The following is a 26,852-nucleotide window of genomic DNA, read 5'->3' as shown; positions in this document are numbered from 1 at the left end:
CAAGCCGTGAAGGCCTCCTTACCGGCTCTTATGGCCGGTAAGGAGGCCTTCACGGCTTTCAGGCCGCGGCGACGGCAGGCCTCACAGGAGGCCGGCTTCGCGGGCCCGGGCGCCGGCCTGGAACCGCGAGGACGCGCCGAGGATCTCCATCAGCTCGGCTACCCGGCGCCGGTAGGTGCGCAAGCTGACGCCGAGCGTGCGGGCCGCCGTCTCGTCCTTGCAGCCGGCCGCGAGCTGCTCGAGGATCTCCCGCGCGCCGAGCTCGGTGAACCGGGCCTGGTAGGACTCCAGGTCGGTCGCGCTCGCCCAGACCGCCTCGTACAGCGACTGGATGCCCTGGATCAGCTCGGGGCTGCTGACGACGGTGTAGCTGCGGACGTCGCCGACGCGGTCGCCCGCCACGATCGCGATCCGGCGGTCCAGCAGGATCGTCTCGTTGATCTCGCGCTCGGTGATCCGGATCCGGGCGCCGTGGTCGGCCATGAATCGCAGGTGCCCGGCCAGCGCGGGGTCGAGCAGCACGCCGGGCTGGTAGACCTTGCGCACGGCCGTCGCGCGCACCGCCTGCTCCCGCTCGGGCGCGGTCGGGTGCGCCACCGACCACGTGTGCAGGTCGCGGGCCGCGCACGAAACCTCCGTCGCCGCCGCGAACAAGTGCTTCGTCCGCTCGAACAGCTCGGCCTCACCGCGCACCACGACGACGTCCGTCACCTTTTCCACACCATCGAGTGTCCGCTGCCTGGCAGCAAACTGCCAAACCCGGCCCGGATCTCCCCGCGTGGCGAAGCTGGAGGCATGACCACGACACACCCCGCCGCCGCGGCGGGCACCTGGAAGCTCGGCTCCTTCGAAGTCAACCGGCTCGGCTTCGGCGCGATGCGCCTGATGTCCACTTCGGACGGCGGCGTCCGCGACCGCGAGACGTCGATCGCCGTGCTCCGCCGCGCCGTCGAGCTCGGCGTGAACCACATCGACACCGCTTCCTTCTACTTCGCCGGCCCGCGCGCGGCGAACGAGCTCATCAACAGCGCCCTCGCGCCGTACGACAACCTGGTGCTCACCACCAAGGTCGGTCCCGGCCGCGACTTCGAAGGCACCTTCTACACCGCCCGGCCCGAGCAGCTGCGCGCCCAGGTCGAGCAGAACCTGCGCGAACTGGGTCTGGACCACCTCGACGTCGCCAACTACCGGATCGGCGAAGGTCTGGACCGCGGCGCCGGCTCCCTCGCCGACGGCTTCGGCGCGCTCGCCGACCTCCGGGAGAAGGGGCTGATCCGCGAGCTGGGCATCTCCAATGTCGGCCCGGAGCACCTGACGGAGGCGCTGGCGATCGCGCCGGTCGTCTGCGTGCAGAACCAGTACGGCCTCACCGCGCGCCGCGAGGACGACGAGATCGTCCGGCTGTGTGCCGACCACGGCGTCGCCTTCGTGCCGTTCTTCGCCGTCGCCAGCGGTACGGGGGAGGACGCGCGGGTCGCGGAGGTCGCGAAGCGCCACGACGCCACGCCGGCGCAGATCCGGCTCGCGTGGACGTTGCACCAGGGCCCGCACGTGCTCGCCATCCCGGGCACCGGCGATCTCGCGCACCTCGAGCAGAACGTCGCCGCGGCCGCGCTGGAGCTCACCGACGACGACCTGAAGACACTCGAACGAGACAACTGATTCACCCGGAATGTCTCAGTCGGGAATCGGCCGGGTGAACGTGGGCTGACACCCCGGCGAACAAGTCGACGTCAGGTGTCGCGGTGCTCACGACAAGGCGGACAACGCTAGGCCGAAGGGCCACATCAGCGCTTACGATCGGCCCGTGACCACGCCTGTTTCACTCGCACTGGCCATCGGCGCCCTGGTGGCCGGTGCGGTGGTCGGCTACCTCGTCGCGCGGGCGCGAACCCGGCGCGAAGAGGCCCGCCCACCGGGCCCGACCGTCGCGGAGCTGCTCGAGCGATTGGTCCGGTCCTCCCACAACGGCGTCGTCGTGCTCAACAAGTTCGGCGACATGGTGCTGCACAACCCGCGCGCCTACGAGCTCGGCCTGGTCCGGGTCAACCAGGCCGACCCGCGGGCCCGCAGGGCCGCCGAACAGGTCGTCGAAACCGACGAGCCGCTGGAGATCGACCTCTCGCCGCTGGAAGCGCGCGGCCGCCAGCCGGAGGCGGTGCTCGGCCAGGTCCGGCCCCTCGGCGACGGCTTCACCGTCGTGGAGGCGGTCGACCACTCCGAGGCCATCCGGCTGGAGGCCGTGCGGCGCGACTTCGTCGCCAACGTCAGCCACGAGCTCAAGACCCCGGTCGGCGCGATCGCGCTGCTCACCGAGGCCGTCCTCGACGCCGCCGAGGACGTCGAGGAGGTCCGCCGCTTCGGCAGCAAGATCCTGCGCGAGTCGACCCGGCTCGGCCAGCTCGTCACCGAGCTGATCGCGCTGTCGCGGTTGCAGGGCGCCGAACGGCTGCCGGACCTCAACGTCGTCGAGGTCGACGCGGTCGTGCGCGAAGCACTCGGCCGCACGACGCTCTCGGCGGAGTCGGCCGAGATCACCATCACCACCGACACGGCCAGCGGCCTGCTCATCGAGGGCGACCGCACGCTGCTGGTCACCGCGCTGTCGAACCTGCTGGAGAACGCCGTCGCGTACTCGCCGGCCGGCAGCCCGGTGTCGATCTCGCGGCGGCTGGCCGATGGCATGGTCGAGATCGCCGTCACCGACCGCGGCATCGGCATCCCCGAGGACGAGCAGACCCGCGTGTTCGAGCGCTTCTACCGCGCCGACAAGGCCCGCTCGCGCGCCACCGGCGGCACCGGGCTCGGGCTGGCCATCGTCAAGCACGTCGCGGCCAACCACGGCGGCTCGGTCGGCCTGTGGAGCCGGCCCGGCACCGGCTCGACGTTCACCCTCCGCATCCCCGCACACGTCCGGCCCGAACCCGCGCCCGAGCCCGCGCGGACGGCGACCGGCAAGCAGACCCCGCCGGGACCACGGCAGGAGAAGACCCCCGAGCGCGCCCAGAGGCTCGTGGTTACCGGGCAGGAAAGCCCAGATCATGGAGGAAACCTGTGACCAGGGTTCTCATCGTCGAAGACGAGGAGTCGTTCGCCGACCCGCTCGCCTTCCTGCTGCGGAAGGAAGGGTTCACCGCGGCGGTGGCGGGCACCGGCCAGGCCGCGCTGGAGGAGTTCGACCGCAACGGTGCCGACATCGTCCTGCTGGACCTGATGCTGCCGGGCATGAGCGGCACCGACGTCTGCAAGCAGCTGCGCCAGCGCTCCGCCGTGCCGGTGATCATGGTGACCGCGCGGGACAGCGAGATCGACAAGGTTGTCGGCCTGGAGCTGGGCGCGGACGACTACGTCACCAAGCCGTACTCGGCGCGTGAGCTGATCGCGCGGGTCCGCGCGGTGCTGCGCCGCGGCGGCGAGCCCGGCGCCGAGGGCGAGCTGGCCCCGCTGGTGCTGTCGGCGGGCCCGGTGCGGATGGACGTCGAACGGCACGTGGTGACCGTGGACGGCGAGGAGGTCTCGCTCCCGCTCAAGGAGTTCGACCTGCTCGAGTACCTGCTGCGCAACGTCGGCCGGGTGCTCACGCGCGGCCAGCTCATCGACCGGGTGTGGGGCGCGGACTACGTCGGCGACACCAAGACCCTCGACGTCCACGTGAAGCGCCTGCGGTCGAAGATCGAGCCGGACCCGGGCTCGCCGCGCCACCTGGTGACGGTGCGCGGCCTGGGCTACAAGTTCGAGACGTAAGCCCCCGAACGCCACTTTCATAGGGAAAGTGTTGCGGAGGCGGCCCCTCCACAACACTTTCCCTATGAAAGTGCGGCCTTGGCCGGACCGAGTGTTGTTGGTTACATGTTCGAGACCTGACGCTCGGGCCGGTACGCTGGACCCCCGTGCGCCTAGGGGTACTCGACGTCGGTTCCAACACCGTCCACCTGCTCGTGGTCGACGCCCACCGTGGCGCCCACCCGACCCCGATGCATTCCGAGAAGTCCGTGCTCCGGCTGGCCGAGCAGATCACCCGCAGCGGCGACCTCAGCAAGACCGGCGCGGACGAGCTCGTGACCGCGGTCGAATCCGCCAAGGCGGCGGCCGTCCGGCTCGGCTGCGAAGAGGTCATGGCGTTCGCCACCTCCGCGGTCCGCGAAGCCAAGAACTCGGCGAAGGTGCTGGCCCGCGTGGCCGACGAAACCGGCGTCGAGCTGCAGGTCCTCTCCGGCACCGACGAAGCCCGGCTGACCTTCCTCGCCGTCCGCCGCTGGTACGGCTGGTCGGCCGGGCAGCTGCTGGTGCTCGACATCGGCGGCGGCTCGCTGGAGATCGCGATGGGCCGCGACGAAGAGCCCGTGCTGGCCGAGTCCCTGCCGCTGGGCGCCGGTCGCACCACGCGCACCCGCTTCCGGCACGACCCGCCGACGCGCTCGGAGCTCGTCGCGACGTCGGCGTGGCTCGACGACCAGCTCACCGAACTCACGCGCAAGGTCACCAAATGGGGTGAACCGGATCGCGTCGTCGCGACGTCGAAGACGTTCCGGTCACTCGCCCGGCTGACCGGCGCCGCCCCCTCGGCCGCGGGCCCGCGCGTGCGACGTACGCTCTCGGACACCGCATTGCGCCAGCTCCTGGCCTTCATCTCGCGGATGCCCTCGGCCGATCTGGCTCAGCTCGAGGGGGTCAGTTCGAGCCGATCGCACCAGCTGGTGGCGGGCGCGCTCGTCGCGCAGGCCACGATGCGGGCGCTCGGATTGCCGGAACTCGAGATCTGCCCGTGGGCTCTGCGAGAAGGTGTCATCCTGCGGCGGCTGGACCATTCCACCGGCGCGGATGAAACTGGAGCCGCACTCGTGGCGCGCTTCGGCGCACAGGAGGACCGGTGAAAGCAGACGACTGGACTTCGCCCACGACGGTGTTTTGCTTGAAGCACGGGCACGATGGAGAGGTGACGGACATGCAGAGGACGACGTACAGCGCGCGCTGCGCCGCCGGCGTGCCGTCGGGACCTTCCCGAGGTGCCGATTCCCCGGAGCGCGCGAGGGATTACCAGGTATGACGGACCAGACCGGAGGCGACCAGCCGCAGAAGACCGTGGCTGAGCTGCTCGCACAGCACGGTGCGCAGGCCGAGGGCGGACGCCGCCGCCGGCGTCGCGCCGTCGATGACGACGACGAACCGGCCACCCCGGAACCGCCCGGCCCGACCGGCACGCACCGGCGGCCGGGGATCGGCGACACCGGCCCGCAGGCGATCATCGACCGCGTCCACTCCGAGGGCACGGTTCCGCCGCCTCCCGCTCCGCCCGCCCGCCCGGCCGGTGGCCGGCGGCGTTCCGAGCCGCCGCCCGCGCCCCGCGCCGTCCCCCAAGACGCGCGGCCGCCGCAGCCCCCGGCCCGGCCCGCTCCCGGCGGCGCCGAGTCCGGCCAGTACGGGCGCCCGGCCCCGCAGGAGTCCGGCCAGTTCAACCGGCCGGCCCCGCCTCAGGAGTCCGGGCAGTTCGGCCGCCCGGCGCCGCCGGAGCCCGCCCAGCCGCCGCGGCCGCAGGAGTCGGCCCAGCTGCCCGTGCCGCCGCGGGCGCCGCGCCGTCAGCCGCCGCCCCCGCAGCAGCCGTCCCAGCAGCTGCCCCAGCCGTCGCAGCAGCTCCCGACGCCGCCCCCGCCGGCGGCCGAGGAGACGCGGGCCGCCGTGCCGCCGGTCCGGCGCCGACCGCCCCCGCCGCCACAGCCCTCGCAGCAGCTGCCGACCCCGCCGCCGCCCGGCAGCCCGCTGTCGGCGCGGCTCGACGGGCTCAACGGCACCCCGGACGCCGATGTCGACAGCTCCGTCGGCCCGCCCGGGCCGATGCCCAGCGGCACGTTCGCCACGCCTCCCGGCCCGCCGCGCCGGCCCCCGTCGCGGCGTCCGCAGCCGAAGCAGGAGGCCTACACCGAGCAGTTCTCCGCCGTCCCCGACGAAGAACCGCCGCCGCCCCCGCCTCGGCAGGCGAAGGGCAAGCCGCAGCCCGAGACCCCGGACATCTCCACGCCCGCGGGGCTCGCGAACTGGCGCAAGCGCCGCCAGAAGGAGCAGATGGAGGACACCGAGATCGGTGTCATGCCGGTGATCCCCACCGGCGCTCCGGATGACGGCTACCCGGACGACGACTTCGAGCCCGACGACGGCTTCGCCCCCGAAGGCAGCGGCTACCAGGCCGCCTACGACGCGGGCCCGCCGACGGGTACCTACCCGCCGCCGATGCCGTTCGCGCCCGGTGACCGCGCCGCGCGGACGCCGATCCCGGACGACCTCGAGCCCTACGAGCGCGAGTTCGCCGAGCCCGGCTACCCGGCCGCCGGCCCGGACTTCGAGCAGGACGAGTACGGCTACGAGCAGGGCGACGGCTACGAAGACGACGAGTACGACGACGACGTCCCCGAACCGGCCGCCGAGCCGGTGCCCGCGGGCTCGCCGGGCAAGCAGTGGCTGGGCCTCGCCGGCCAGCTCGCCCTCGGCGTCGTCGGCGGTGCTGCCGTCTGGCTGGGGTTCAACTGGCTGTGGGTGAACATCCCGGCCGCCGCGCTGATCGCGGCGCTGCTGGTGGTCGTCGCGCTGGTCTGGATCGTGCGGAAGATCCGCCGCGCCGAGGACCTGCAGACCACCGTGCTCGCCGTGTTGGTCGGCTTGGTGGTGACCGTCTCACCGGCGGCGTTGTTGCTGGTCGGACGCTGATCGCCGGGTAGGGGATGAGACCCAGGTCCCCTTCCCGGCCCGGCGGTGCGGCCCACCCTCGGTGACGAGGCAGGATGTCCGGCGTGACAGACGAGAAGCCGGTGCCCGTCGGCCTCAGCTCGGCGTCGGTGTGGCCGCTCAAGGCCGGCTCGGCGTTCGAGCTGGCCGCCGAGCTCGGCTACGACGGCGTCGAGGTGATGGTCTGGGCCGACGCGGTCAGCCAGGACGTCACGGCGTTGCGCCGCTGGTCGCGCCGCACCGGGATGCCCGTGCTGTCGATCCACTCGCCGTCATTGCTGATCACCCAGCGGATCTGGTCGCCGGACCCGGTGGTGCGGCTGCGGATGTCCGTCGACGCCGCGGTGGAGCTCGGCGCGCGGACCGTCGTCGTGCACCCGCCGTTCCGCTGGCAGCGCCGCTACGGCGACGCGTTCGGTGACCTCGTCGACGAGCTGGAGGAGTCCAGCGGCGTCGAGATCGCCGTCGAGAACATGTTCAAGGTCCGGCCGCCGGGTGGGTCGAAGAACGCGCGTGTGTCGGCGTTCCGGCCGTCGATCGACCCCACGGACGTCGGGTTCCGGCACTACACGCTCGACCTGTCGCACACGGCGGCGGCGCGGATGGACGCGCTGGCGCTGGCGCAGCGGATGGGGGAGGGCCTCACGCACGTCCACCTGGCCGACGGCACCGGCATCCCGAAGGACGAGCACATGGTGCCCGGCCGCGGCGGCCAGCCGTGCGCGTCGCTGCTGGAGAAGCTGGTCAGCAACGGTTTCGCCGGGCAGATCGTGCTGGAGATCAACACCCGGCACGCCCTCACCCAGGCCCAGCGCGTCCGCGACCTCGCCGAGGCGCTGTTGTTCGCACGCTTCCACCTGGGGCAGTGACTGAGCACGTTCCGACAGAACACGACTACTCCCGCCGCCGAATCGAGCACGTGAACACGTAAAGTTCCGACTGTGAACCCGTTGCGCTCGTTGATCTCCGCCATCCCCGGTCAGGACCCCTTTTCCCCGCCCGGGACAGTGGGTACGGACGGGCCCGCGCGTTCGTGAGCGCAACGGACGGCACCGCCGTGTCCTTCGACACGGCGACGGCGACGCGGTCGATGGGCGACGGCACCTTCACCGCGGTGCTGCGCGCGGAATGGGCCATCGGGTCCCACCCGCACGGGGGTTTCCTGCTGGCCCTGCTGGCCAAGGCGGCGATCACCGCGCTGAACGAGCGCGGGGAGCCGCACGCCGAGCCATTGGTCGTCAGCGCGGAGTTCCTGCACGCGCCCGCGCTCGGTCCGGTGCTGCTGCGCACCGACGTCCGCAAGGTCGGCCGCCGCGCGACGGTGGTCGAGGTCCGGCTGGAGCAACGCGGCCGCAGCTGCGTCGAGGCCCGGGTGACCACCGGCCGGCTGCCGATGCGGCGCCCGGAGTGGACGGACGTGCCGTCGATGCCCGCCGAGCCGTCGCCGGGCGCGCTGACCATGCCGGAGAGCCCCGAGGGCCCGTTCAACCTGGCCAAGGGCTGCGACGTGCGGCTCGACCCGGCGACCGCGGGTTACCTGTCCGGCCGCACGGGTGAGCCGCCGCGGATGCGCCTGTGGGTCCGCCCGCGCCACAGCCTGGTCGACCCGTACTTCACGTTGCTGGCATCGGACGTCAACCCGCCGGTGGTGATGAACCTGGGCCGCATCGGCTGGGCCCCGACGGTCCAGCTGACGGCGTTGCTGCGCACCCGTCCGGCCCCGGGCTGGCTGCGGGTCATCGTCGAGTCGAGATCGGTGCAAGAGTCCTGGTTCGACTCGGACGCCACGGTGATCGACGCGCAGGGCCGGCTGGTGTGCCAGGCCCGGCAGCTGGGCCTCGCCCCGGCCCCGGGCGGCTGAGCGCGGATCTGGCACGCTTGGCGGCATGACGGTCATCGCGGTGCTGGGTGCGGGAAAGATCGGCGAGGCGTTGCTCTCGGGGCTGCTGAACGGCGGTCACGCGCCGGGCGACCTGCTCTTCACCGAGCGGTACCCGGCGCGCGTCGAGGAGCTGACGGCCCGCTACGGCGTTCGTGGCGTCGAGGTCGAGGACGCCGCCAAGCAGGCCGACGTGCTCGTCGTGGCCGTCAAGCCGCAGGACATCGACCCGGTGCTGACCGAGCTGGCGCCGCTGCTGGGCCCGTCGTCGCTCGTGGTGTCGCTCTGCGCCGGGCTGCCGACGTCGCTGTACGAGCGCCGGCTGGCCGAGGGCGTGCCCGTGGTGCGGGTGATGCCGAACACCCCGATGCTGGTCGGTGAGGCCATGAGCGCGATTTCGGCCGGTCGCTGGGCCACGGCCGAGCACCTCGCGGTGGTGCGCGACCTGCTCTCGCACGTCGGCCAGGTCGTCGAGGTGCCGGAGGGCCAGCAGGACGCCGTCACGGCGCTGTCGGGCTCCGGTCCGGCGTACTTCTTCTACCTGGTCGAGGCCATGATCGACGCCGGCATCCTGCTCGGCCTCCCGCGCGCGCTGGCCGGCCAGCTGATCATCCAGTCGGCCGTCGGCGCGGCGAAGATGCTCGCCGAGTCGGAGGAGCACCCGGTGCTGCTGCGCGAGGCCGTGACGTCGCCCGCCGGGACGACCATCAACGCCATCCGCGAGCTGGAGAAGCACGGCGTCCGCGCGGCCCTGCTCGACGCCATCGAGGCGGCCAGGGACCGCTCGGAGGCGCTGGGCAAGGCCCACGAGGGCTGAGCCCGCGGCCGTCAGTCGACAGTCACGGCGTGCAAGTCGCCATGTTGGCCACTCCGGTCACCATGGTGGCCGTTCGGGAACGGCCGAGCCATCGGCCAACGGTCAACGCACCGACCGGAACGGCCAACACATCGACCGGAACGGCCAACACACCGACCGGAAGGGCCAACACGGGCTCCGGAGGGCTAAAGCCGCGGCCGCCACTCGGCCGCCCAGGCGTCGAGCCGGGCGAGGGTGCCGGACAGGGACCGGCCCTGGCCGGTGAGGCCGTAGCCCTCGCCGGCGTGCTCGACGAGGGCAGCTTCGCCCAGTTCCCGGAGCCGGTCGGCCAGGACGCTCGACGAGACGCCGTCGCAGCGCTGCTGCAGCTCCCGGAACGTCGGGGTCGAGTCCCCGCGCAGCTCCCACAGGATCCGCAGCGCCCAGCGGCGGCCGAGCAGGTCGAGCAGCGCCATGATCGGGCGCCCGGTCGCCGAGCCGCGGACGGGCCGGCCGGGGAGTGGCGTCATCTGCTTTCCTTTCCGAAGCGCCGATGTTAGCTTGCCCCGATGCCTCTGAAATCGAAGCGCCCGCGCATCGCCCCGCTGGAGCCGCCGTACGACGACGAGAGCGCCGCCGCGCTCGACCTGCTGGGGCCGCCGATCGGGCTGTTCCGCGTGTGGGCCCGGCGGCCGGACCTCGCCCGCGGGATCGCGGGCTGGGGGAGCTACTACCTCTCCCGCCGCTCCGCGTTGACCCTGCGGCAGCGCGAGCTGGTCATCGACCGGACGACCGCGCTGTGCGGCGCCGACTACGAGTGGGGCGTGCACGTCGCCACCTTCGCCGGGAAGGCCGGGCTCGACGCCGGGCAGCTCGCCTCGCTGGCCACCGGTGGTCCCGCCGACGCCTGCTGGGACGCGGCGGACCGCGCCGTGCTCACCGCCGTCGACGAGTTCCACGCGACGGCCGACCTCGCCGACGGGACCTGGGCGGACCTCGTGACGGCCGTCGGGGAGGACGCGACGCTCGAGGTGGTCCTGGTCTGCGGCTGGTACCACGCGATCTCGTTCACCGTGCGGGCGCTGCGGCTGCCGCTCGAGCCCGGGACCGGGCCCGTGGCCGGTGGCCGGTGAGTGGGCTCTCATCGCTCGAACGAGGCCTCTCTCGGCCTCGATGGTGCCCGGATTCGCCGTAATGGGCGATTGCGGAGGTCTTGCACGCGCGAGTGGGTGTGCGTTAGCGCTGGTAGGAGCCCATCTCGGTGACAGGCGTCGCATTAGTCCCACCAGTCCCGCTACTCTCGATAGAGCACGTGCGTGTCGATACCACAGGTGGGGAAGCCTCGTGGCGCGACACGTGTCGAAGGACGCGGTAAAACATGTCGCCGAACAAGAAGGAAGAGTTGCCCGCAGTCGGGCAGGTCCAGTTTCTGACGGTCGCCGAAGTGGCCACGCTGATGCGGGTCTCCAAGATGACCGTCTACCGTCTCGTGCACTCGGGTGAGCTACCCGCCGTCAGGGTCGGGAAGTCCTTCCGGGTGCCGGAGAAAGCAGTGCACGAGTACCTCCAGGGTGCGTATTACGACGTGGGCTGAAACAACCGGAGCTTCGCTCCGGGCCGGGGGCTCCGCCCCCGGAACCCCCCCGGAAAAGCCTGTTGAACCAGTCGGCAGGCACGCCGCCGCCAGCGGCGCGCGGGGCTTGGACGTGCCCGCCGACCGGCCCGCGCAACGTGGCGGGTAACCTGGAAAACCGCTCGTGCCTGTGCGCTCCACCCGTTGGACGCTGCGCCGGGCAGCGTGACCGACGACGAACTAAGGAGCGCCCATGGGCTCTGTGATCAAGAAGCGCCGTAAGCGCATGTCGAAGAAGAAGCACCGCAAGCTGCTTCGCCGCACGCGAGTGCAGCGTCGGAAGGCCGGTAAGTAGCAACCCGGCTCAGCCGAGCGTGACCGTGGCCCGTCCAGTCTCTGGGCGGGCCACGTCCATGTGGTGGACCGCCTCCCCTGTTCGAGTGAGGCGTCCGTCGCTTTTCGGCCCCTGGCGGTTAATAGCATGTAAGACACCCGGGAGCTACCACTGATGAGCGGTAACATCTCAACGGTGTCCGCGCGATGCTTCCAGTGAGTGCAGGTTCGCGCACCTTGGGTGATCGTCCACCCCCCACACGCCCTACGCCGCAGGGAGTCGTATGCCGTCGAACGTCGTGCTCGTCACCGGGGTCGCCGGGGAGCTGGGTGGGAAACTGCTCGCCCGGCTCGGCAACAACCCCGACTTCGAGCGGGTCATCGGCGTCGACACGGTACCGCCGGACAAGACGGTGCTGCAGCGCATGGGAAACGCCGAGTTCGTGCGCGCGGACATCCGGAACCCGTTGATCGCCAAGGTGATCAGCACGGCCGAAGTGGACACCGTGGTGCACGCGTCGTGCACCGCGCACCCCGCCGGCCCGGGCCGGCGCACGGCCATCAAGGAAGTCAACGTCATCGGCACCATGCGGCTGCTCGCGGCCTGCCAGCGGTCGCCGTTGGTGCGCAAGCTGGTCGTCAAGTCGACCGCGGCGGTCTACGGCGCGGGCGCGCGCTCGCAGGCGGTGTTCACCGAGGACTCCGAGCTCATCCCGACGTCGACCAGCGGGTACGCGAAGGACGCCGTCGAGATGGAGGGGTACGTGCGCGGCCTGACGCGGCGCCGTCCCGACATCACCGTGACGCTGTGCCGCTTCGCCAACATCATCGGGCCGTCGACCGACACGGTCCTGTCCCGCTACTTCGCGCTGCCGGTGGTGCCGACCGTGTTCGGTTACGACGCGCGGATCCAATTGCTGCACTCCTCGGACGCGCTGTCCGTTTTGGAACGGGCGACGATCGAAGACAAGCCCGGCGTGTTCAACGTGAGCTCCGAAGGGGTACTCACGCTCTCACAGGCGATCCGGCGAGCGGGCCGGGTCGAGCTGCCGCTGCCGCGGAGCGTGGTTCCGTCGGTCGGCAAGGTGCTGCGCGGCGCGCGCGTCGTCGACTTCTCCGCCGACCAGGTGCGGCTGCTGAACTTCGGCCGGGTGGTGGACATCACCAAGCTGAAGCAGGAGTTCGGCTACACCCCGCGGTGGACCACGCGGGAGGCGTTCGACGACTACATCGTCGGCCGCGGCCTGCGCCCGGTGCTCGACGGCGGCCGGCTCGCGGGCCTGGCCGGCAAGGTGCTGGTCGCCGCGGCGACCGGGCAGGCGAACCGGTGAGCAGGTCGAGTATGCCTTTCGGGGGCCCGGGTGGCGGAGCCCCCGGCCCGGAGCGAAGCTCCGGTGGTGACAGCAGGCCGCACGGCTTGAACGACGTGGAAGGCGAGGCGGAGACGGTGGGCGCTGCCGAGGCACAGGTCATCCCCCTGCACGGACCGGGCCGCGAGAAGCCGGCGGCCCAGCCCGCCGCCTCGGCGGCCGCGGAGGACCTGCGGGAGGCCGATGCCGCGCGCGAAGACGCCCCGGTCGTCGCGTTCCCCGGCGCCGAGCCGCCGGCCCCGGCGCCCGAGGTGCTCTCGGACGCGGCGCGCTCCGCGCTCGGCTTCATCCGCGACCGGTTGACCGGCGACTACACCGTCGACGAGTTCGGCTTCGACGCCGAGCTGACCGACGCCGTGTTCCTCCCGCCGCTGCGCGCCCTGTACCGGAACTGGTTCCGCGTCGACACGTTCGGCGTCGAGAACCTCCCGGCCGAGGGCGGCGCGCTGCTGGTGTCCAACCACTCGGGCACATTGCCGCTGGACTCGCTGATGACGGCGGTCGCGGTGCACGACGAGACCGGCGGCCGGCACCTGCGCGGCCTCGGCGCCGACCTGGTGTTCCAGGTGCCGCTGGTGGGCTCGTTCGCCCGCAAGTCCGGCCAGACGCTGGCCTGCAACGCGGACGCGGAACGCCTGCTGCGCAAGGGTGAGCTGGTCGGCGTGTGGCCGGAGGGCTTCAAGGGCGTCGGCAAGCCGTTCTCGTCGCGCTACAAGCTGCAGCGCTTCGGCCGCGGCGGCTTCGTGTCGGCGGCGCTGCGCGCGGGCGTCCCGATCATCCCGGTGTCGGTGATCGGCGCCGAGGAGATCTACCCGAAGCTGGGCGACATCAAGGTGCTGGCCCGGATGCTGGGCCTGCCGTACTTCCCGGTGACGCCGTTCTTCCCGCTGCTCGGCCCGCTGGGCGCGATCCCGCTCCCGACGAAGTGGAGCATCGAGTTCGGCGAGCCGATTCCGACCGACTCCTTCGGGCCGGACGCCGTCGACGACCCGATGCTGGTCTTCCAGCTGACGGACCAGGTGCGCGAGTCGATCCAGCAGACGCTCTACCAGCGGCTTTCGCAGCGCAAGTCGGTCTTCCGCCGCTGAGCGCAGCCGTCCGCCGGGCGTAAAATCCGGGTGAGGCTACGCATCTTTCCCAGGGAAAGTGACGTCTCGGGCCGGGCGCGTCAGCGGCGGCGGTAAGCCATCCCCGCGGCCACCGCCCCCGCCAGCGCCCCGGCCCCCAGTACCGAAGGTACCCCGATCTTCGCCGCTTTACGGCCGGTGCGGAAGTCGCGGATCTCCCAGCCACGCGCGCGGGCGACGTCCCGCAGCCCGCCGTCCGGGTTGACCGCGACCGCCGTGCCCACCGCGGACAGCATCGGGATGTCGTTGGCCGAGTCGGAATAAGCCGTGCAGCGCTTGAGGTTCAAGCCCTCACGCGACGCCAGCGCGCGGACCGCGTGGGCCTTCGCGCGGCCGTGCAGCAGGTCGCCGACCAGGCGACCGGTGTAGACGCCCTCGCGCGTCTCCGCGACCGTGCCCAGCGCGCCCGTCAGGCCCAGGCGGCGCGAGATGATCGCCGCCAGCTCGATCGGGGTCGCCGTGACCAGCCAGACGCGCTGGCCGGCGTCGAGGTGCATCTGGGCGAGTGCGCGGGTGCCGGACCAGATCTTGTCCGCCATCAGCTCGTCGTAGATCTCTTCGCTGATCGACGTCAGCTCGGCCACCGTGCGGCCGGCCACAAAGGACAGTGCGCGCTCGCGGTGGGTCTTGATGTCTTCCTTGTTCTCGCGACCGCCGAGGCGGAACTTGATCTGGCCCCAGACGAAGCCGGCGAGGTCGGAGGACGTGAAGAACTTGCGCGCCGCGAGCCCGCGGGCGAAGTAGAAGATCGACGCGCCCATCATCATCGTGTTGTCGACGTCGAAGAAGGCGGCCGCGGTGAGGTCGGGCGGCGCGGGCGGGGAAGGGGGCTCGGCGGCTTCGGAAACCACGCGGGCGTGGGCGGCTTCGGCCGAGGCTTCGCCCGCGAGCGCGGCGAGCCGTTCGAGCTCCTGACTCTTATCCCTGCCACGCCAAGCTGACACGCACACCGCCTCCACGTCTGCCCACGTCTGACCACGTCCTGCGGACGTCCGGTCCTTCGCACAGCGTAGCGATCCGCCCACGGCAGTGTCGCAGGTGTGGCCCGGACCTCAGCCGATGACGATCGGCGGCAAGCCCGGCAGCAGCGGCGGGATCGAAACGAGCGGCGGCGGCTTCGACGTCGAGGTCACCGGCGGCCGGGAGGTCGACGACGGCTGGCCGAACACCGGCGGCGGCGTGATCCCGCCGGTCGGCGCGGGCGTCTCCGCCGTCGCCGTAGCGTCCGCCGGCGGGAGCTGGGTGCCGGTCTGGGCCGGCGCGGTGCTTTCGGCGGCCGAGGACGACGACGTCGGTGCCGAGGACACCTCGCCGCCCGAGGACGGCGCCGGGCGCTGCGTGCACTCGCCGGTCGCCGGGAGCAGGCCCAGGTCGTCGGCGGTGCCGTTGGTGATCTGGTAGCAGTTCAGCCGCGCCACCAGGCCGCTCGTGCGCTCCTGGACCTTGCCGAGCAGGGTCCGCGCGTCGCCGAACACCGAGGCGGCGCCGGCCGGCAACGCGGCCTGCTGCGCCGCGAGCCGGGCCGCCTGGTTCCGGGCCCACAGCCGGACGTCGGAGAGCTGCTGCGCGCCGCTGCCGTCGCTGGTCGCGACGGCGGTCAGCTGGGTGACGCCGGCGCGCAGGTCGGTGGCGAAGTCGTCGTACGCCGTCTGGTAGTCGGCCGGGCTCGCGTCTTCGGCGGCCAGCTCACCCAGCTCGGTGACGCGGTTGGTGGCGAACTCGAGGTGCTTCTGGGCCTTCTGCTGGTCACCGAAGGTGAGGTTCAACGACGTCGTCTCGCCGGCGCGCTTCACGGCGTACAGCGCGTCACCCGGCAACGCGCCGCGGGACAGCACCAGCGTCAGGCCGGAGAGCACGAGGACGAGGAAGAGCGCGGCGGCCACCAGGTCGGCGGTCCGCGGCCGCCACCGCCGTACCGGCGTGGCCGCCGCCGTCTCCAGGCGGCCCGCGATCTCCGCGCGGATCCGCTGCCGCGTCTCCAGGTCCGGCGCCCCGGCCGCGCCGAGTTCGCGCAGGGCGCCGACGACGGCCAGCTCGTCGGCGAACTCGCCGTCCCGGCGTACCGGGGACGGCTCCAAAGCACGCGCGAACCGATCCGCGTCGGTTCGCTCACGCGCAAACCTCACTGCGCCAGCTCCATCTCGGGCCGTGGCCGGTCCTGACACCGGTCTGGCAGGAGTAACGATCCAGAAGGCGCGATGGTTACCGGATTCGGTCGATGAACCGAAAAGTTCGCGGGTTCAGCGCAATCCGGTGGGCAGGAGTTGTGCCAGCCTGCGCACCGCGCGGTGCTGCAGCGCCTTGATGGCGCCCTCGTTGCGGTTCATGATCTGGGCCGTCTCGGCCACGGAGAGTCCCTGCAGGAACCGCAGGATGATGCATTCCCGCTGGTCGTCGCCCAGTTCCGCGACGCAGCGCAACAACTCGGTGCGGGTCGCGCGGCTGATGGCCTCCTGCTCGGGGCCGGCCTGCGCGGTCGCCCCGACGCTGAACGGCGCCGAACCGGGTTCGGTCACCTCGTCGGTGACGACTTCGAGGCGGTACCGGCTCGACTTCACGTGGTCGAGCACGAGGTTGCGGGCGATGGTGACGAACCAGGCCCCGACGTCACGTCCCTGGTAGCTCACCGACGTGATCCGGCGCAGCGCGCGCAGGAACGTCTCGCTGGTGACGTCCTCGGCGAGGTCGCGGTCGCCCAGCCGGAAGAGCACGTAGCGGTAGACGACGTCGACGTAGCGGTCGTAGAGGCGGCCGAACGCGGACGAGTCGCCGTCCTGCGCGGCGCGCACCAGGTCCCACGCCTCGGCCTTGAGGGCTTCGGCGCGCTCTTCGTCGGAGGCGGAGGCTCCCGGCGCCTGGCGGCTCAGCGGCACGGCCGAAGATCGTCCGAAGACGCGATCGGCGACCATGAAAACGGGCCCGCGGCTCACGGCGGTCGGCACTGTCATCGGGCGGCACCTCCGGCGGCGGCTCGGACCCAGTGGGTCACGGTACCCCCGATGAGCGGGCGAGCAGGGGCCTGCCGGCTCGCGTGCCCCACGGCGTCGTGGGCAGGCAAGTTCGTCACGGCGACTCCCTCTCTCCGATCGCGGCGGTGATCATCAGCACCCCCCGCGACGCAGTGCAGCATACGTGTAGTTACCGCGAAGTAGGTAGTGGTTCCGGTCTTGTGAAGGGGCGACGCTCGCGGTGTTCCCCCATGACGTCGCGCGAGATGACAGACTTGCAACGCTTCGCGGGACGACGGGAAGGCGGGCCACGGGTGAGTGCCGGTGCAGAGACGTTGTCGGGGGTCGGCGAGCTGCTCGGCCGGGCCGCCGCGACGTGGCCGGAGCACCCGGCCGTGCGGGAGACCGGTGGCGGGCGGACGCTGACCTACCGTCAGCTCACGGCCGCGGTCGAAGCCCAGGCCAAGACACTCATGGGTGCGGGTGTCACACCCGGCGACCGGGTCGCGCTGCGGCTGCCGACGTCGGTCGATTTCGCCGTCGCGTTCTTCGGCGCGCTGCGGGCCGGCGCGATCGCCGTCCCGGTGTCGCCGCAGTCGCCGGGACCCGAGCTCGAGCAGCTGGTCGAGCACAGTGGCGCCAAGGTTGTCATCCATCGCGACACGGATACGGCGCTGCCGGCCGGGGTGATCGGTTTCACTCCCGAAGCTGACCCGGATGGAGCAGCCGGGTTCGCGGACGCCGGGGGAACCGGTGAGGACACCGCGGTCATTTCGTACACCTCCGGCACCACCGGGCCGCCGCGCGGCGTGATGCTTTCGCACCGCGCGCTGCTGGCGAACCTGACGCAGCTGAGCGGCGTCGATGGCGTGCTCGAGCACGACGACCGCGTGCTGATCACCATCCCGCTCTTCCACGTCTACGGCCTCGGGCCCGGCCTGCTGCAGGCCGTCGCCGTCGGCGCGACCGCGGTCCTGTCGGAGCGCTTCGAAGCCCAGCGCACGCTGGCGGACTGCGCCGAACACGGCGTCACCACGATCACCGGCGTCCCGACGATGTACGCCGAGTTCGCCGCGCTGGACGCCGAGGAGCTCGGCCGGGGACTGGCCACGGTCCGGCGGATGACGTCGGGCGCGGCGCCGCTGCACCCGAAGGTGCTCGGCGCGATCCGGGAGGCCACCGGTCTTGATGTCTTCGAGGGTTATGGCCTCACCGAGTGCGCGCCGGTGGTGACGTCGACGCTGGTCACCGGCTACCCGAAGCCCGGCTCGGTCGGCAGCCCGCTGCCCGGCGTCGAGCTGCGGCTCGTCGACAGCGACGGCACCGACCAGGCCGTGCCGCTGGACCCGGACGACGTCGACGACGTCTTCGAGGCCGAGGGCGAGACCGGGCTGGTGTCGATCCGCGGCGCGAACCTGTTCTCCGGTTACTGGCCCGACGGCTCCCACGGGCCGGACGACGAAGGCTGGTTCCGCACCGGCGACGTCGGCTACCTCGACGTCGACGGCGACCTGCACCTGGTCGACCGGGCCAACGACCTGATCATCGTCAACGGCTTCAACGTCTTCCCGAACGAGGTCGAGTCGGTCATCGCGCAGCTGCCGGAGGTCGCCGAAGCCGCGGTCGTGGGGGTCGTCGACGAGCGCAGCGGCGAGGCCGTGAAGGCGTTCGTGGTGCCGGTCCCGGGCGCTTCGCTGTCCGAGCAGCAGGTCGTCGACCAGTGCACCGCCCACCTGGCCGGGTACAAGGTGCCGCACGCGGTGGAGTTCGCCGAGTCGCTGCCGCACTCGGCCACCGGGAAGCTGCGCCGGATGCGGCTGCGGTAGTAATGGCGGCATGGCACAGGAAGTGACGGTCATGGGCCGGGTCGGCTGCCACCTCTGCGAGGTGGCGGAGGCCGACGTCGCCCGCATCTGCGGCGAGCTGGGTGTCGCGTGGAAGTCCGAGGACGTCGACACGGACCCGGAGTGGCGAGCGGAGTACGGCGACCGCGTCCCGGTGATCCTGGTCGACGGCGCCGAGCACGGCTACTGGCGCGTCGAAGAGGACCGGCTGCGCAAGGCGCTTTCGTCCTGAACGTCCCGGCTTGGTGAAGCCGTAACACGTCCGTAAGCACTCCAGCCCCACCCGAACGGCCTACCGCTCCGAAGATGGAGGGGTGAGCACCTTGCAGGACGCACCCGCCCCGGCCGAGGCGCCGCGACGTCTTTCGCTGCCCGTCTCGACCCTGATCGGGCTCCTCGCGCTGGCCGCCGCGCTCGGCGTCGGGCACCTGGTCGCGGGCTTCGTCGGTTACACGGCTTCGCCGTTCATCGCGGTCGCGAACTACGTCATCGACCACAGCCCGACCGGCATCGTGAAGTGGGCCGAGCGGACGCTGGGCACCTGGGACAAGCCGATCCTCAAGCTCGGCCTCGCCGTCGTGCTCGTCCTGTTCGCGGTGGCCGCCGGGCAGCTTTCGCGCCGCAAGCCGCTGGCCGGGCAGGTGCTCGTCGGGCTGCTCGGCGCCGCCGGGATCGCCGCCGTGTTCGTGCGCACCGACCTCGGGCAGGTTTCGCTGCTCGCGCCGGTCGCCGCGCTCGTCGCCGGGCTGACCGTGTTCACGATGCTGCACCGCCTCGCGCTGCCGCCCGAGCTCGCCCGCTACGACCGGGGCTTCGACCGGCGGAAGTTCATCCGCACCGGCGTCGGCGTCGCGGCCGGGGCCGGCGTCGCCGCCGTGGTCGGCGAAGTGGCCGGGACCAGCACGAACGCCGAGGACTCGCGGGGCGCCGTCGGGCCGCTCGTGCCGGCGCGCACCGCGCCGCCGCTGCCCGCCGACGCCGACTTCGTCAAGCTCGGCTCACCGCCGTTCATCACGCCCAACGCGGACTTCTACCGGATCGACACCGCACTGGTCGTGCCGCAGATCCGCACCGAGGACTGGGGCCTGAAGATCCACGGGATGGTCGACCAGGAGGTGAACTTCACCTACAAGGACATCCGCGACCGGCCGCTCGTCGAGCGCCGGGTGACGCTGACCTGCGTGTCCAACGAGGTCGGCGGGAACCTGATCTCGAACGCGTCGTTCATCGGCGTCGACCTCGTCGACCTGCTCGACGAAGCCGGCGTGCAGACCGGCGCCGAGCAGATGTTCGCGACCAGCGTCGACGGCTGGACCTGCGGCACCCCGGCGAACGTCGCGCTCGACCCGGCGCGCGGCGCGATGCTCGCGATCGGGATGAACGGCGAGCCGCTGCCGGTCGAGCACGGCTTCCCGGCGCGGATCGTCATCCCCGGCCTCTACGGCTACGTGTCCGCGACCAAGTGGGTCAAGGACCTGGAATTCACCAAGTGGGACGCGCGGCAGTCGTACTGGCTCAACCGCGGCTGGGCCGAGCAGGCGCCGATCAAGACCGAGTCCCGGATCGACACCCCGACCGGGTTCGCGAAGGTCACCGCGGGCAAGGTCCGGCTGGCCGGCACGGCGTGGGCGCAGCACACCGGCATCGCGAAGGTCGAGGTCCGGCTCGACCAGGGCGAGTGGCGCGAAGCCACCCTTTCGGCGGAGGTGAGCAAGGACACCTGGCGCCTCTGGTGGCTCGAGCTCGACGTGCCGGGCGGCACGCACCAGGCGTTCGTCCGGGCCACCGACCAGGACGGCTACACCCAGACGGAGAACACCGCCGACCCGGTGCCCGACGGCGCGACCGGCTGGCACTCCGTCACCCTCGACGCGCACTGACGATCCGGAAACCCTTGTGCGGCCGGTGATCCGGCCCGATCGACCCGCGCTCGAGCCCGCCGCGGCCGCCCGCGCGCACACTCGGGGGGTGCCGAACCGCCTCCGACCAGTGACTTTGTGCGTGCGTTCACAAGTGGACTACCGTAGGACCATCGCCTCCCGGTGGTCCGGCATCGAACCGGACGCCGGGCCCTGGGTCAAGACACAGTTCCGAACGGTCGCGGCGATGGCCGGCAGGTGCGCAGCGGGCAGGAGACACGGCGTGGTGACACAGCGCGGGGGGCGTGACGGAGCGGACTCCGCCGGCCGGCCGCCACGGCGGTCCCGCCGGCCGGACACGCCGGACGCCGACAACGCGCCGACGGCCGAGATGCCCGCCGTGCCCGCCGCCGCCGTGAACGGCCGCGCCAACGGCAACGGGGATGCCCCCGAGGCCGTCCGGGCGAAGCAGATCCCCGAAGCGGCCGTCGCCCGGTTGGCCGTCTACCTCCGCGTGCTGTCCGCGATGTCGGAACAGGGCGCGACGACCGTTTCGAGCGAAGAGCTGTCGCAGGCCGCCGGCGTCAACTCCGCGAAGCTGCGCAAAGACCTCTCGTACCTTGGCTCCTACGGCACCCGCGGCGTCGGCTACGAGGTCAGCGTCCTGGTCAGCCAGATCGAGCGGATCCTCGGCCTGACCCGGCAGCACAAAGTGGCCGTGGTCGGGATCGGCAACCTCGGTCACGCGCTGGCCAACTACGGCGGCTTCCCGGGGCGCGGGTTCCCGGTCGAGGCCCTGTTCGACCTGGACCCGGACCTGATCGGCGTGCCGGTCGGCGGCCTCCCGGTCTCCCACATGGACGACATCCCGCGGGTCTGCGCCGAGCGCGGCATCTCCATCGGCGTGATCGCCACGCCGCCCACCGCGGCGCAGTCCGTGTGCGACCGCCTGGTCGCCGGCGGCGTCCAGTGCATCCTCAACTTTGCTCCCGTCGTGCTGCAAGTTCCTGCTCACATCGAGGTCCGCAAGGTGGATTTGGCCGTCGAGCTGCAGATACTGTCATTTCACGTAGCCCGCCGGGCGGATGATGCCGCGAGCAATCAGAGCAATTCCGGATTACCCGCAGCGGGTCTGCCGTCCGACAATGGCAAGGGCAGCGGACGGAACGGTGCGGGTCCGGACGGCGGACGGGAAGTGGTGGTGCGCTCATGAGCGAGCCTGCGAGTGAATCATTCAGCACAGCGCAGCCGCTTAGGCGCTCACCGAGCGTCAGCGAGGTGACGGCATGAGCGTCTTGGCAGTGGGCTTGTCCCATCGCAGCGCCGAGCTGAGCACGTTGGAACGCGTCGCGGTACCGGCGCCCGAGATCGGCAAGGTGCTCGACGAGCTGCAGCAGGCCGAGCACATCAGCGAGGTCATGCTCGTCTCGACGTGCAACCGCATCGAGGTTTACGCGGTGGTCGAGACCTTCCACGGCGGCCTGAACGACGTCTCGGAAGTCCTCGCCCGCCAGGCCGGGATGACGCCCGCCGAGCTGTACGACAGCCTGTACGTGCACTACGCCGGTGCCGCGGTCGAGCACCTGTTCTCGGTCACCTCCGGCCTGGACTCGATGGTCGTCGGCGAGACGCAGATCCTCGGCCAGATCCGCTCGTCCTACGCCACCGCGCGCGAGGCCGGCACGGTCGGCCGCACACTGCACGAGCTGATCCAGACCACGCTGCGCGTCGGCAAGCGCGTGCACACCGAAACCGGCCTCGACCAGCTGGGCGCGTCGGTCGTCTCCGAAGCGCTCGCCGCGGCCGGGGACGTCACCGGCAAGCACGCCGTCATCGTCGGCGCCGGCTCGATGGGCGCGCTGAGCGCGTCGCAGCTGCGCAAGGCCGGCATCGGCGAGATCACCGTCGCCAACCGCACCGACGCCCGCGCGCGCCGGCTCGCCGCGAACGTCTCCGAGCAGGGCGTGCCCGCCCGGGCGATCGCGCTGTCCCAGGTCGCCGACGCGGTGCGTGACGCCGACGTCGTGATCTGCTGCACCGGCGCGCAGGACGCCGTCTTCGGCCCGGAGCAGGTGCTGCCCCGCGGCGGCCGCGCCCTGGTCGTCTGCGACCTCGGCCTGCCCCGCGACGTCGACCCGGCGGTCGGCGAGCTCGACGGCGTGCGCGTCGTCGACCTGGCGACCGTGCAGCGCCGGATGCGCGAAGCCGGCACCCCGACCACCGACCGGCAGACGGCGAAGGCCACCGGCATCGTGCTCGACGAGGTGCGCGAGTACCTCGCCGGCCAGCGCAGCGCCGAGGTCACCCCGACGGTGACCGCGTTGCGCAAGCGCGCGGCCGAGGTCGTCGACGCCGAACTGCTGCGGCTGGACCACCGGCTGCCCCAATTGGACAGCGCCGTCCGCGAAGAGGTCGGCCGCACGGTCCGCCGGGTGGTCGACAAGCTGCTGCACGCGCCGACGGTGCGGGTCAAGCAGCTGGCCGCCGAGACGGCCGACACCGACTACGCGAACGCGTTGCGCGAACTGTTCTGCCTCGACCCGCAGGCACCCGCCGCGGTGGCGAGCCCGACGCCCCCACCAGAGAAGAAGTAGTAAGTGACCAGAGTCATTCGCATGGGTACGCGTGGATCGAAGCTCGCGCTCGCCCAGACCGGGCACGTCGCCGACGCCCTGCGGGCCACCGGCGCCGAGGTCGAGATCGTCACGGTGACCACGCCCGGGGACAAGTCGATGGCGCCGATCCCGACGATCGGTGTCGGCGTGTTCACTTCCGCGCTGCGGGAAGCGTTGCTGCGCAACGAGGTCGACGTCATCGTCCACTCGTACAAGGATCTGCCGACCGCGCCGGAGCCGGGCATCTCGCTCGCCGCCGTGCCGCCGCGCGCGGACCCGCGGGACGCGCTGATCGCGCGTGACGGGCTGACTCTCGGTGAGCTGCCGCCGGGCGCGACGGTGGGCACCGGCTCGCTGCGGCGCACCGCGCAGCTGCGCGCGCTGGGTCTCGGTTTGGAAATCGTGCCGATTCGCGGCAATATCGACACGCGCATGCGCAAGGTCACCGACGGCGAGCTGGATGCCGTGGTGCTCGCGCGTGCCGGACTGGCCAGGGTCGGCATGGTCGAGGTCATCACCGAGACCCTCGACCCGATCCAGATGCTGCCCGCGCCCGCACAGGGCGCGCTGGCGGTGGAGTGCCGGACCGCCGACGTGGACCTCGAGCACCTGCTCGCGGCCACGCTGGACGACGAGGGCACGCGGGCCGCGGTGACGGCCGAGCGTGCTTTGCTGGCCGCGCTCGAGGCGGGGTGCAGCTCGCCCGTGGGCGCGCTCGCCGAGATCGTCGAAGATCTCGACGCCGACGGCAAGGTCGTGGAACGGATCTCGCTGCGCGGTACTGCCGCGATCGAGGGCGAGGAAGGCGTGGTGGACATGGTCCGGGCCATCGCGCTGGCCGACAAGCACCAGGCCGCCCAGCTGGGCAAGGACCTGGCCGCCGAGCTGCTGGACCTCGGAGCCGGAGCCCTCTCCGGACCCGCGCAGTAGCGCTTTCACGAGCGCTTCTCAAGACGTAGGAGACCTGCGGTCATGCGATCACGCATGGCCGCCGCAAGAGGAGAAACGCACAGATGACCCCCGCGCGAAAGACCACCGGGCGCGTAGCGTTCGTGGGCTCCGGGCCCGGCGACGCCGGCCTGCTCACGGTCCGTGCCCAGGAACTGCTGGCCAAGGCCGAGGTCGTGGTGACCGACCCGGACGTGCCCCAGGCCGTCCTGGCGATGACCGCCGAAGGCGCCGAGGTCCGCCCCGCCGTCGGCGAGGCCACCGAGGTCGCCAAGGACCTGACCAACGAGGCCAAGGCCGGCCGGCTGGTGCTGCGCCTGATCGCCGGCGACCCGCTGACCACCCCGGCCGTCGTGGCCGAGGTGCAGGCGGTCGCCCGCACGAGCGCCGTGTTCGACGTCATCCCGGGTGTGTCCCCGGGCGCGGCCGTCCCGGCGTACGCCGGCGTCGCGCTCGGCGGCACGCACACCGAGGTCGACGTCCGCGGCGACGTCGACTGGGCGGCCCTGGCCGCGGCCCCGGGCCCGCTGGTGCTGCACGCGTCGTCGGCGCACCTCGCCGAGGCCGCTTCGGCGCTGACCGGGCACGGCCTGCCCGCGTCGACGCCGGTCGCGGTGACGGCGAACGGCACCATCAACACCCAGCGCACCCTCGACACCACGCTCGAGAAGGTCGCCAACGACGCCGGCGAGCTCGTCGGGCCGCTGATCGTCACGATCGGCCAGGCCGCCGGGCAGCGCTCGAAGCTGTCGTGGTGGGAGTCGCGCGCGCTGTACGGCTGGAAGGTCCTGGTGCCGCGCACCAAGGAGCAGGCCGGCGAGATGGCCGAGCGCCTGCGCGGCCACGGCGCGACGTCGCACGAGGTGCCCACCATCTCGGTCGAGCCGCCCCGCAGCCCGGCGCAGATGGAACGCTCGGTCAAGGGCCTGGTCGACGGCCGTTACCAGTGGATCGTCTTCACCTCCACCAACGCGGTCCGCGCGGTGTGGGAGAAGTTCGAGGAGTTCGGCCTGGACGCCCGCGCGTTCTCCGGCGTGAAGATCGCCTGCGTCGGAGCGGCCACCGCGGAGAAGGTGCGCTCGTTCGGCATCATCCCCGAGCTGGTGCCCGAGGGTGAGCAGTCCAGCGAAGGTCTGCTGGCCGAGTTCCCGCCGTACGACGACGTCCTCGACCCGGTCGACCGCGTCCTGCTGCCCCGCGCGGACATCGCCACCGAGACCCTGTCGGCCGGCCTGCGCGAACGCGGCTGGGAGATCGACGACGTCACGGCCTACCGGACCGTCCGGGCCGCGCCGCCGCCAGCCGATACCCGCGAGATGATCAAGACCGGCGGTTTCGACGCGGTCTGCTTCACCTCGTCCTCGACCGTGCGCAACCTGGTCGGCATCGCCGGCAAGCCGCACACCCGCACGCTGGTCGCGTGCATCGGCCCGAAGACGGCCGAGACGGCAGTGGAGTTCGGCCTCCGGGTCGACGTCCAGCCGGAGAAGGCCGACGTCCCGCACTTGGTGGACGCACTGGCCGAGCACGCCGCGCGGCTTCGCGCGGAGGGCGCCCTGCCGCCGCCGCGCAAGGCGAAGCGGGCCCGCAGGTCCTGAGGTTCGTTGGTCCGTGAAGGCCTCCTTACCGGCTCTTACCGCCGGGAAGGGGGCCTTCACGGCTTTCCGGCCGGGTGGTTTGGTGATCCACTGGGTAAGTGGCCGACCAGGGCGCTTCCGTAGGTGACCTCGCGCGCCGGCTGAGCGCGGTGCTTGCCCAGCTTCCGTCCGACGCCCTGGAGCAAGCGAGCCAGAACCTCGGCGACGCTCATACCCGCATCGAGGAGGTTTCGCGCGGCTCCGCCGACCCGGGACTGCGGTCTGCAGCCGACCTTTTGGCGCAGGCCCTGGTCCTAGCGCGCGTGGTGGGCGAAGGGGTCGCGGAGAGCCGGCGCTTGCTTCAGGAGTACCTCGACAGGCTCGGACCGGCCACGTCTCAGCCCACTCGTCCCGCTGTCACTGGCCCTTCCCTGTCTCTCGGCGAGCGGGTGCGGCAAGCGCGTCGGCGAGTCGGCCGTCGTGACGACGGGGTAGTGCCGGCTCGGGGCGAATGGGTTCGCTCGGACGGATGGACCGTCCGGATGGCCAGTGGGCCGGGAGATGATCACTTCTCAGCTGCCAGGAGGTTCATCGGGAGCCATCTCCCCGGACCGGTGGCCAGACTGGCGACGCACGTCGAGGTGAAAGTCGCAGTTCGGATGCGCGAAGAGCACTTGAGCCAGGAGACGGTGGTGATGGATCGGGGTGTGTGCGGCACCCGCCCGTTCGACTCGCATCGCCGGATCACCTGCGACAAGTTTCTTCCCGCGTTGTTGCCACCCGGAGCTGTCTTGCGAGTTGTGCAACCGGACGGCACGATCCGGGAATACCAGGGAGGGGAGCCCGCGTGACCATCACCGGTTCGGTGCCGATTCACGGGCACGCTGAAGGCGGCGAGGCCTTCTCGCTGGAGGCTGTCGAAGACGTGGATCGCCTGGTCGACCTGTTGAGCCGGCCGGAGACGGACACCGCGACTTTGGAGGCCGAGGACGGCTCCACGCTCGACGCACATGTGGCCGGCGCTGCCGGCTACCTGCTCTACGCCGGAAACGATTCGTTCGGTTACAGCGTCGGCGACCCCGGGACCCCCGCCGTCGAGTCGGAGGTCGGCTTTCCGCCGGGAAGCGGCATCCCGCTGGACCGGTTCCGGACGGCGCTCCGAGAGTTCCTCGCCGACGGCGGGCGAGCGCCTCGGTCCGTGCGCTGGCGTGATCCGGCCGAGCTGCCCTGAGCGAGCGGCTGTCGCCTGCCGGTCACCGACGAAAG

General features: G+C 71.8%; 27 protein-coding genes. 22 read left to right on the top strand and 5 right to left on the bottom strand.

Translation table 11 applies throughout. The features are described 5' to 3' along the window. Positions 1-81: 81 nt before the first annotated feature. Entirely contained in the window at positions 82-720 is a 639-nt protein-coding gene (locus tag ACLJQZ_RS21435; RefSeq protein ID WP_410621693.1) for a DNA-binding response regulator, read from the bottom strand. A 75-nt stretch (positions 721-795) separates the two neighbouring features. Here ACLJQZ_RS21435 and ACLJQZ_RS21430 point away from each other — a divergent pair, with 75 nt between their 5' ends. The 8 genes from ACLJQZ_RS21430 to proC all read left to right on the top strand — a co-directional run bounded on the left by ACLJQZ_RS21430 (position 796) and on the right by proC (position 9,413). Further along, entirely contained in the window at positions 796-1,662 is an 867-nt protein-coding gene (locus ACLJQZ_RS21430) for an oxidoreductase (protein ID WP_326945872.1), read from the top strand. 145 nt (positions 1,663-1,807) lie between these two features. Then, positions 1,808-3,058 (top strand): sensor histidine kinase, encoded by a 1,251-nt coding sequence (locus ACLJQZ_RS21425; RefSeq protein ID WP_410621692.1) that lies wholly within the window; start codon positions 1,808-1,810, stop codon positions 3,056-3,058. Then, on the top strand, positions 3,055-3,744 hold the full coding sequence (locus ACLJQZ_RS21420; RefSeq protein WP_247060263.1) for a response regulator transcription factor: 690 nt from the start codon (positions 3,055-3,057) through the stop codon (positions 3,742-3,744). Before ACLJQZ_RS21425 ends, ACLJQZ_RS21420 begins: the two co-directional genes overlap by 4 nt. A gap of 146 nt (positions 3,745-3,890) precedes the next feature. After that, entirely contained in the window at positions 3,891-4,874 is a 984-nt protein-coding gene (locus ACLJQZ_RS21415) for a hypothetical protein (protein ID WP_410621691.1), read from the top strand. 169 nt (positions 4,875-5,043) lie between these two features. Next, positions 5,044-6,699, top strand: coding sequence for a hypothetical protein (locus tag ACLJQZ_RS21410; protein WP_410621690.1), 1,656 nt, complete (start codon positions 5,044-5,046; stop codon positions 6,697-6,699). 74 nt (positions 6,700-6,773) lie between these two features. Further along, positions 6,774-7,586 carry a sugar phosphate isomerase/epimerase family protein gene (locus ACLJQZ_RS21405; RefSeq protein ID WP_410621689.1) on the top strand — a complete coding sequence of 271 codons (813 nt, stop codon included), beginning with the start codon at positions 6,774-6,776 and terminating at the stop codon, positions 7,584-7,586. A 221-nt stretch (positions 7,587-7,807) separates the two neighbouring features. Next, positions 7,808-8,578, top strand: a complete 771-nt coding sequence (locus ACLJQZ_RS21400; RefSeq protein ID WP_410621816.1) for a thioesterase family protein — start codon at positions 7,808-7,810, stop codon at positions 8,576-8,578. A 25-nt stretch (positions 8,579-8,603) separates the two neighbouring features. After that, positions 8,604-9,413, top strand: coding sequence for a pyrroline-5-carboxylate reductase (gene proC / locus ACLJQZ_RS21395; RefSeq protein WP_410621688.1), 810 nt, complete (start codon positions 8,604-8,606; stop codon positions 9,411-9,413). A gap of 185 nt (positions 9,414-9,598) precedes the next feature. On the opposite strand, the gene ACLJQZ_RS21390 is transcribed toward proC, so the two are convergent. Further along, on the bottom strand, positions 9,599-9,922 hold the full coding sequence (locus tag ACLJQZ_RS21390; RefSeq protein ID WP_410621687.1) for a winged helix-turn-helix transcriptional regulator: 324 nt from the start codon (positions 9,920-9,922) through the stop codon (positions 9,599-9,601). Positions 9,923-9,961: 39 nt separating this feature from the next. Between ACLJQZ_RS21390 and ACLJQZ_RS21385 the strand changes: the two genes are divergently transcribed. The 5 genes from ACLJQZ_RS21385 (at position 9,962) to ACLJQZ_RS21365 (ending at position 13,756) form a co-directional block, all read left to right on the top strand. Continuing rightward, the gene (locus ACLJQZ_RS21385) at positions 9,962-10,525 is read left to right on the top strand and encodes a carboxymuconolactone decarboxylase family protein (protein WP_410621686.1); all 564 of its coding nucleotides are present in this window, start codon (positions 9,962-9,964) and stop codon (positions 10,523-10,525) included. 245 nt (positions 10,526-10,770) lie between these two features. Then, a complete protein-coding gene (locus tag ACLJQZ_RS21380; protein WP_285456379.1) occupies positions 10,771-10,986 on the top strand; it encodes a helix-turn-helix domain-containing protein in 216 nt (71 codons plus the stop codon). Between the two features lie 232 nt (positions 10,987-11,218). Next, positions 11,219-11,320, top strand: a complete 102-nt coding sequence (locus ACLJQZ_RS21375) for a 30S ribosomal protein bS22 (protein WP_007030867.1) — start codon at positions 11,219-11,221, stop codon at positions 11,318-11,320. A 262-nt stretch (positions 11,321-11,582) separates the two neighbouring features. Continuing rightward, positions 11,583-12,629, top strand: coding sequence for an NAD-dependent epimerase/dehydratase family protein (locus ACLJQZ_RS21370; protein ID WP_410621685.1), 1,047 nt, complete (start codon positions 11,583-11,585; stop codon positions 12,627-12,629). Positions 12,630-12,715: 86 nt separating this feature from the next. Further along, positions 12,716-13,756 carry a lysophospholipid acyltransferase family protein gene (locus ACLJQZ_RS21365; protein ID WP_410621684.1) on the top strand — a complete coding sequence of 347 codons (1,041 nt, stop codon included), beginning with the start codon at positions 12,716-12,718 and terminating at the stop codon, positions 13,754-13,756. A gap of 80 nt (positions 13,757-13,836) precedes the next feature. On the opposite strand, the gene ACLJQZ_RS21360 is transcribed toward ACLJQZ_RS21365, so the two are convergent. The 3 genes from ACLJQZ_RS21360 to ACLJQZ_RS21350 all read right to left on the bottom strand — a co-directional run bounded on the left by ACLJQZ_RS21360 (position 13,837) and on the right by ACLJQZ_RS21350 (position 16,743). Further along, positions 13,837-14,739 (bottom strand): HAD family hydrolase, encoded by a 903-nt coding sequence (locus ACLJQZ_RS21360; protein ID WP_410621683.1) that lies wholly within the window; start codon positions 14,737-14,739, stop codon positions 13,837-13,839. A gap of 108 nt (positions 14,740-14,847) precedes the next feature. Continuing rightward, positions 14,848-15,921: a DUF5667 domain-containing protein gene (locus ACLJQZ_RS21355; protein ID WP_410621682.1), complete on the bottom strand. Its 1,074-nt coding sequence runs from the start codon at positions 15,919-15,921 to the stop codon at positions 14,848-14,850. 114 nt (positions 15,922-16,035) lie between these two features. Beyond that, on the bottom strand, positions 16,036-16,743 hold the full coding sequence (locus ACLJQZ_RS21350) for a sigma-70 family RNA polymerase sigma factor (protein ID WP_247060275.1): 708 nt from the start codon (positions 16,741-16,743) through the stop codon (positions 16,036-16,038). 251 nt (positions 16,744-16,994) lie between these two features. Here ACLJQZ_RS21350 and ACLJQZ_RS21345 point away from each other — a divergent pair, with 251 nt between their 5' ends. The 9 genes from ACLJQZ_RS21345 (at position 16,995) to ACLJQZ_RS21305 (ending at position 26,817) form a co-directional block, all read left to right on the top strand. Then, positions 16,995-18,569, top strand: coding sequence for an AMP-binding protein (locus tag ACLJQZ_RS21345; RefSeq protein WP_410621681.1), 1,575 nt, complete (start codon positions 16,995-16,997; stop codon positions 18,567-18,569). A 10-nt stretch (positions 18,570-18,579) separates the two neighbouring features. After that, positions 18,580-18,819: a glutaredoxin family protein gene (locus tag ACLJQZ_RS21340; RefSeq protein ID WP_247060279.1), complete on the top strand. Its 240-nt coding sequence runs from the start codon at positions 18,580-18,582 to the stop codon at positions 18,817-18,819. An 82-nt stretch (positions 18,820-18,901) separates the two neighbouring features. Then, positions 18,902-20,467 (top strand): molybdopterin-dependent oxidoreductase, encoded by a 1,566-nt coding sequence (locus ACLJQZ_RS21335; protein WP_410621680.1) that lies wholly within the window; start codon positions 18,902-18,904, stop codon positions 20,465-20,467. Between the two features lie 262 nt (positions 20,468-20,729). Next, positions 20,730-21,659: a redox-sensing transcriptional repressor Rex gene (locus ACLJQZ_RS21330; protein ID WP_410621679.1), complete on the top strand. Its 930-nt coding sequence runs from the start codon at positions 20,730-20,732 to the stop codon at positions 21,657-21,659. A 73-nt stretch (positions 21,660-21,732) separates the two neighbouring features. Next, positions 21,733-23,040, top strand: coding sequence for a glutamyl-tRNA reductase (locus ACLJQZ_RS21325; protein ID WP_410621678.1), 1,308 nt, complete (start codon positions 21,733-21,735; stop codon positions 23,038-23,040). Positions 23,041-23,061: 21 nt separating this feature from the next. Then, positions 23,062-23,991 carry a hydroxymethylbilane synthase gene (gene hemC / locus ACLJQZ_RS21320; protein WP_410621677.1) on the top strand — a complete coding sequence of 310 codons (930 nt, stop codon included), beginning with the start codon at positions 23,062-23,064 and terminating at the stop codon, positions 23,989-23,991. A gap of 83 nt (positions 23,992-24,074) precedes the next feature. Then, entirely contained in the window at positions 24,075-25,607 is a 1,533-nt protein-coding gene (locus tag ACLJQZ_RS21315; protein ID WP_247060288.1) for a uroporphyrinogen-III synthase, read from the top strand. 98 nt (positions 25,608-25,705) lie between these two features. Beyond that, on the top strand, positions 25,706-26,437 hold the full coding sequence (locus tag ACLJQZ_RS21310; protein ID WP_410621676.1) for a DddA-like double-stranded DNA deaminase toxin: 732 nt from the start codon (positions 25,706-25,708) through the stop codon (positions 26,435-26,437). Next, on the top strand, positions 26,434-26,817 hold the full coding sequence (locus tag ACLJQZ_RS21305; RefSeq protein WP_410621675.1) for an Imm1 family immunity protein: 384 nt from the start codon (positions 26,434-26,436) through the stop codon (positions 26,815-26,817). The genes ACLJQZ_RS21310 and ACLJQZ_RS21305 overlap by 4 nt, the downstream gene beginning before the upstream one ends. Positions 26,818-26,852: the final 35 nt, after the last annotated feature.

Origin of the sequence: Amycolatopsis sp. cmx-8-4 (assembly GCF_046548675.1) — a bacterium.
In the GTDB taxonomy this organism is placed as follows: domain Bacteria; phylum Actinomycetota; class Actinomycetes; order Mycobacteriales; family Pseudonocardiaceae; genus Amycolatopsis.
Note: the sequence above shows the minus strand (reverse complement) of the source record. Positions and strands in the feature narration are given on the sequence as shown.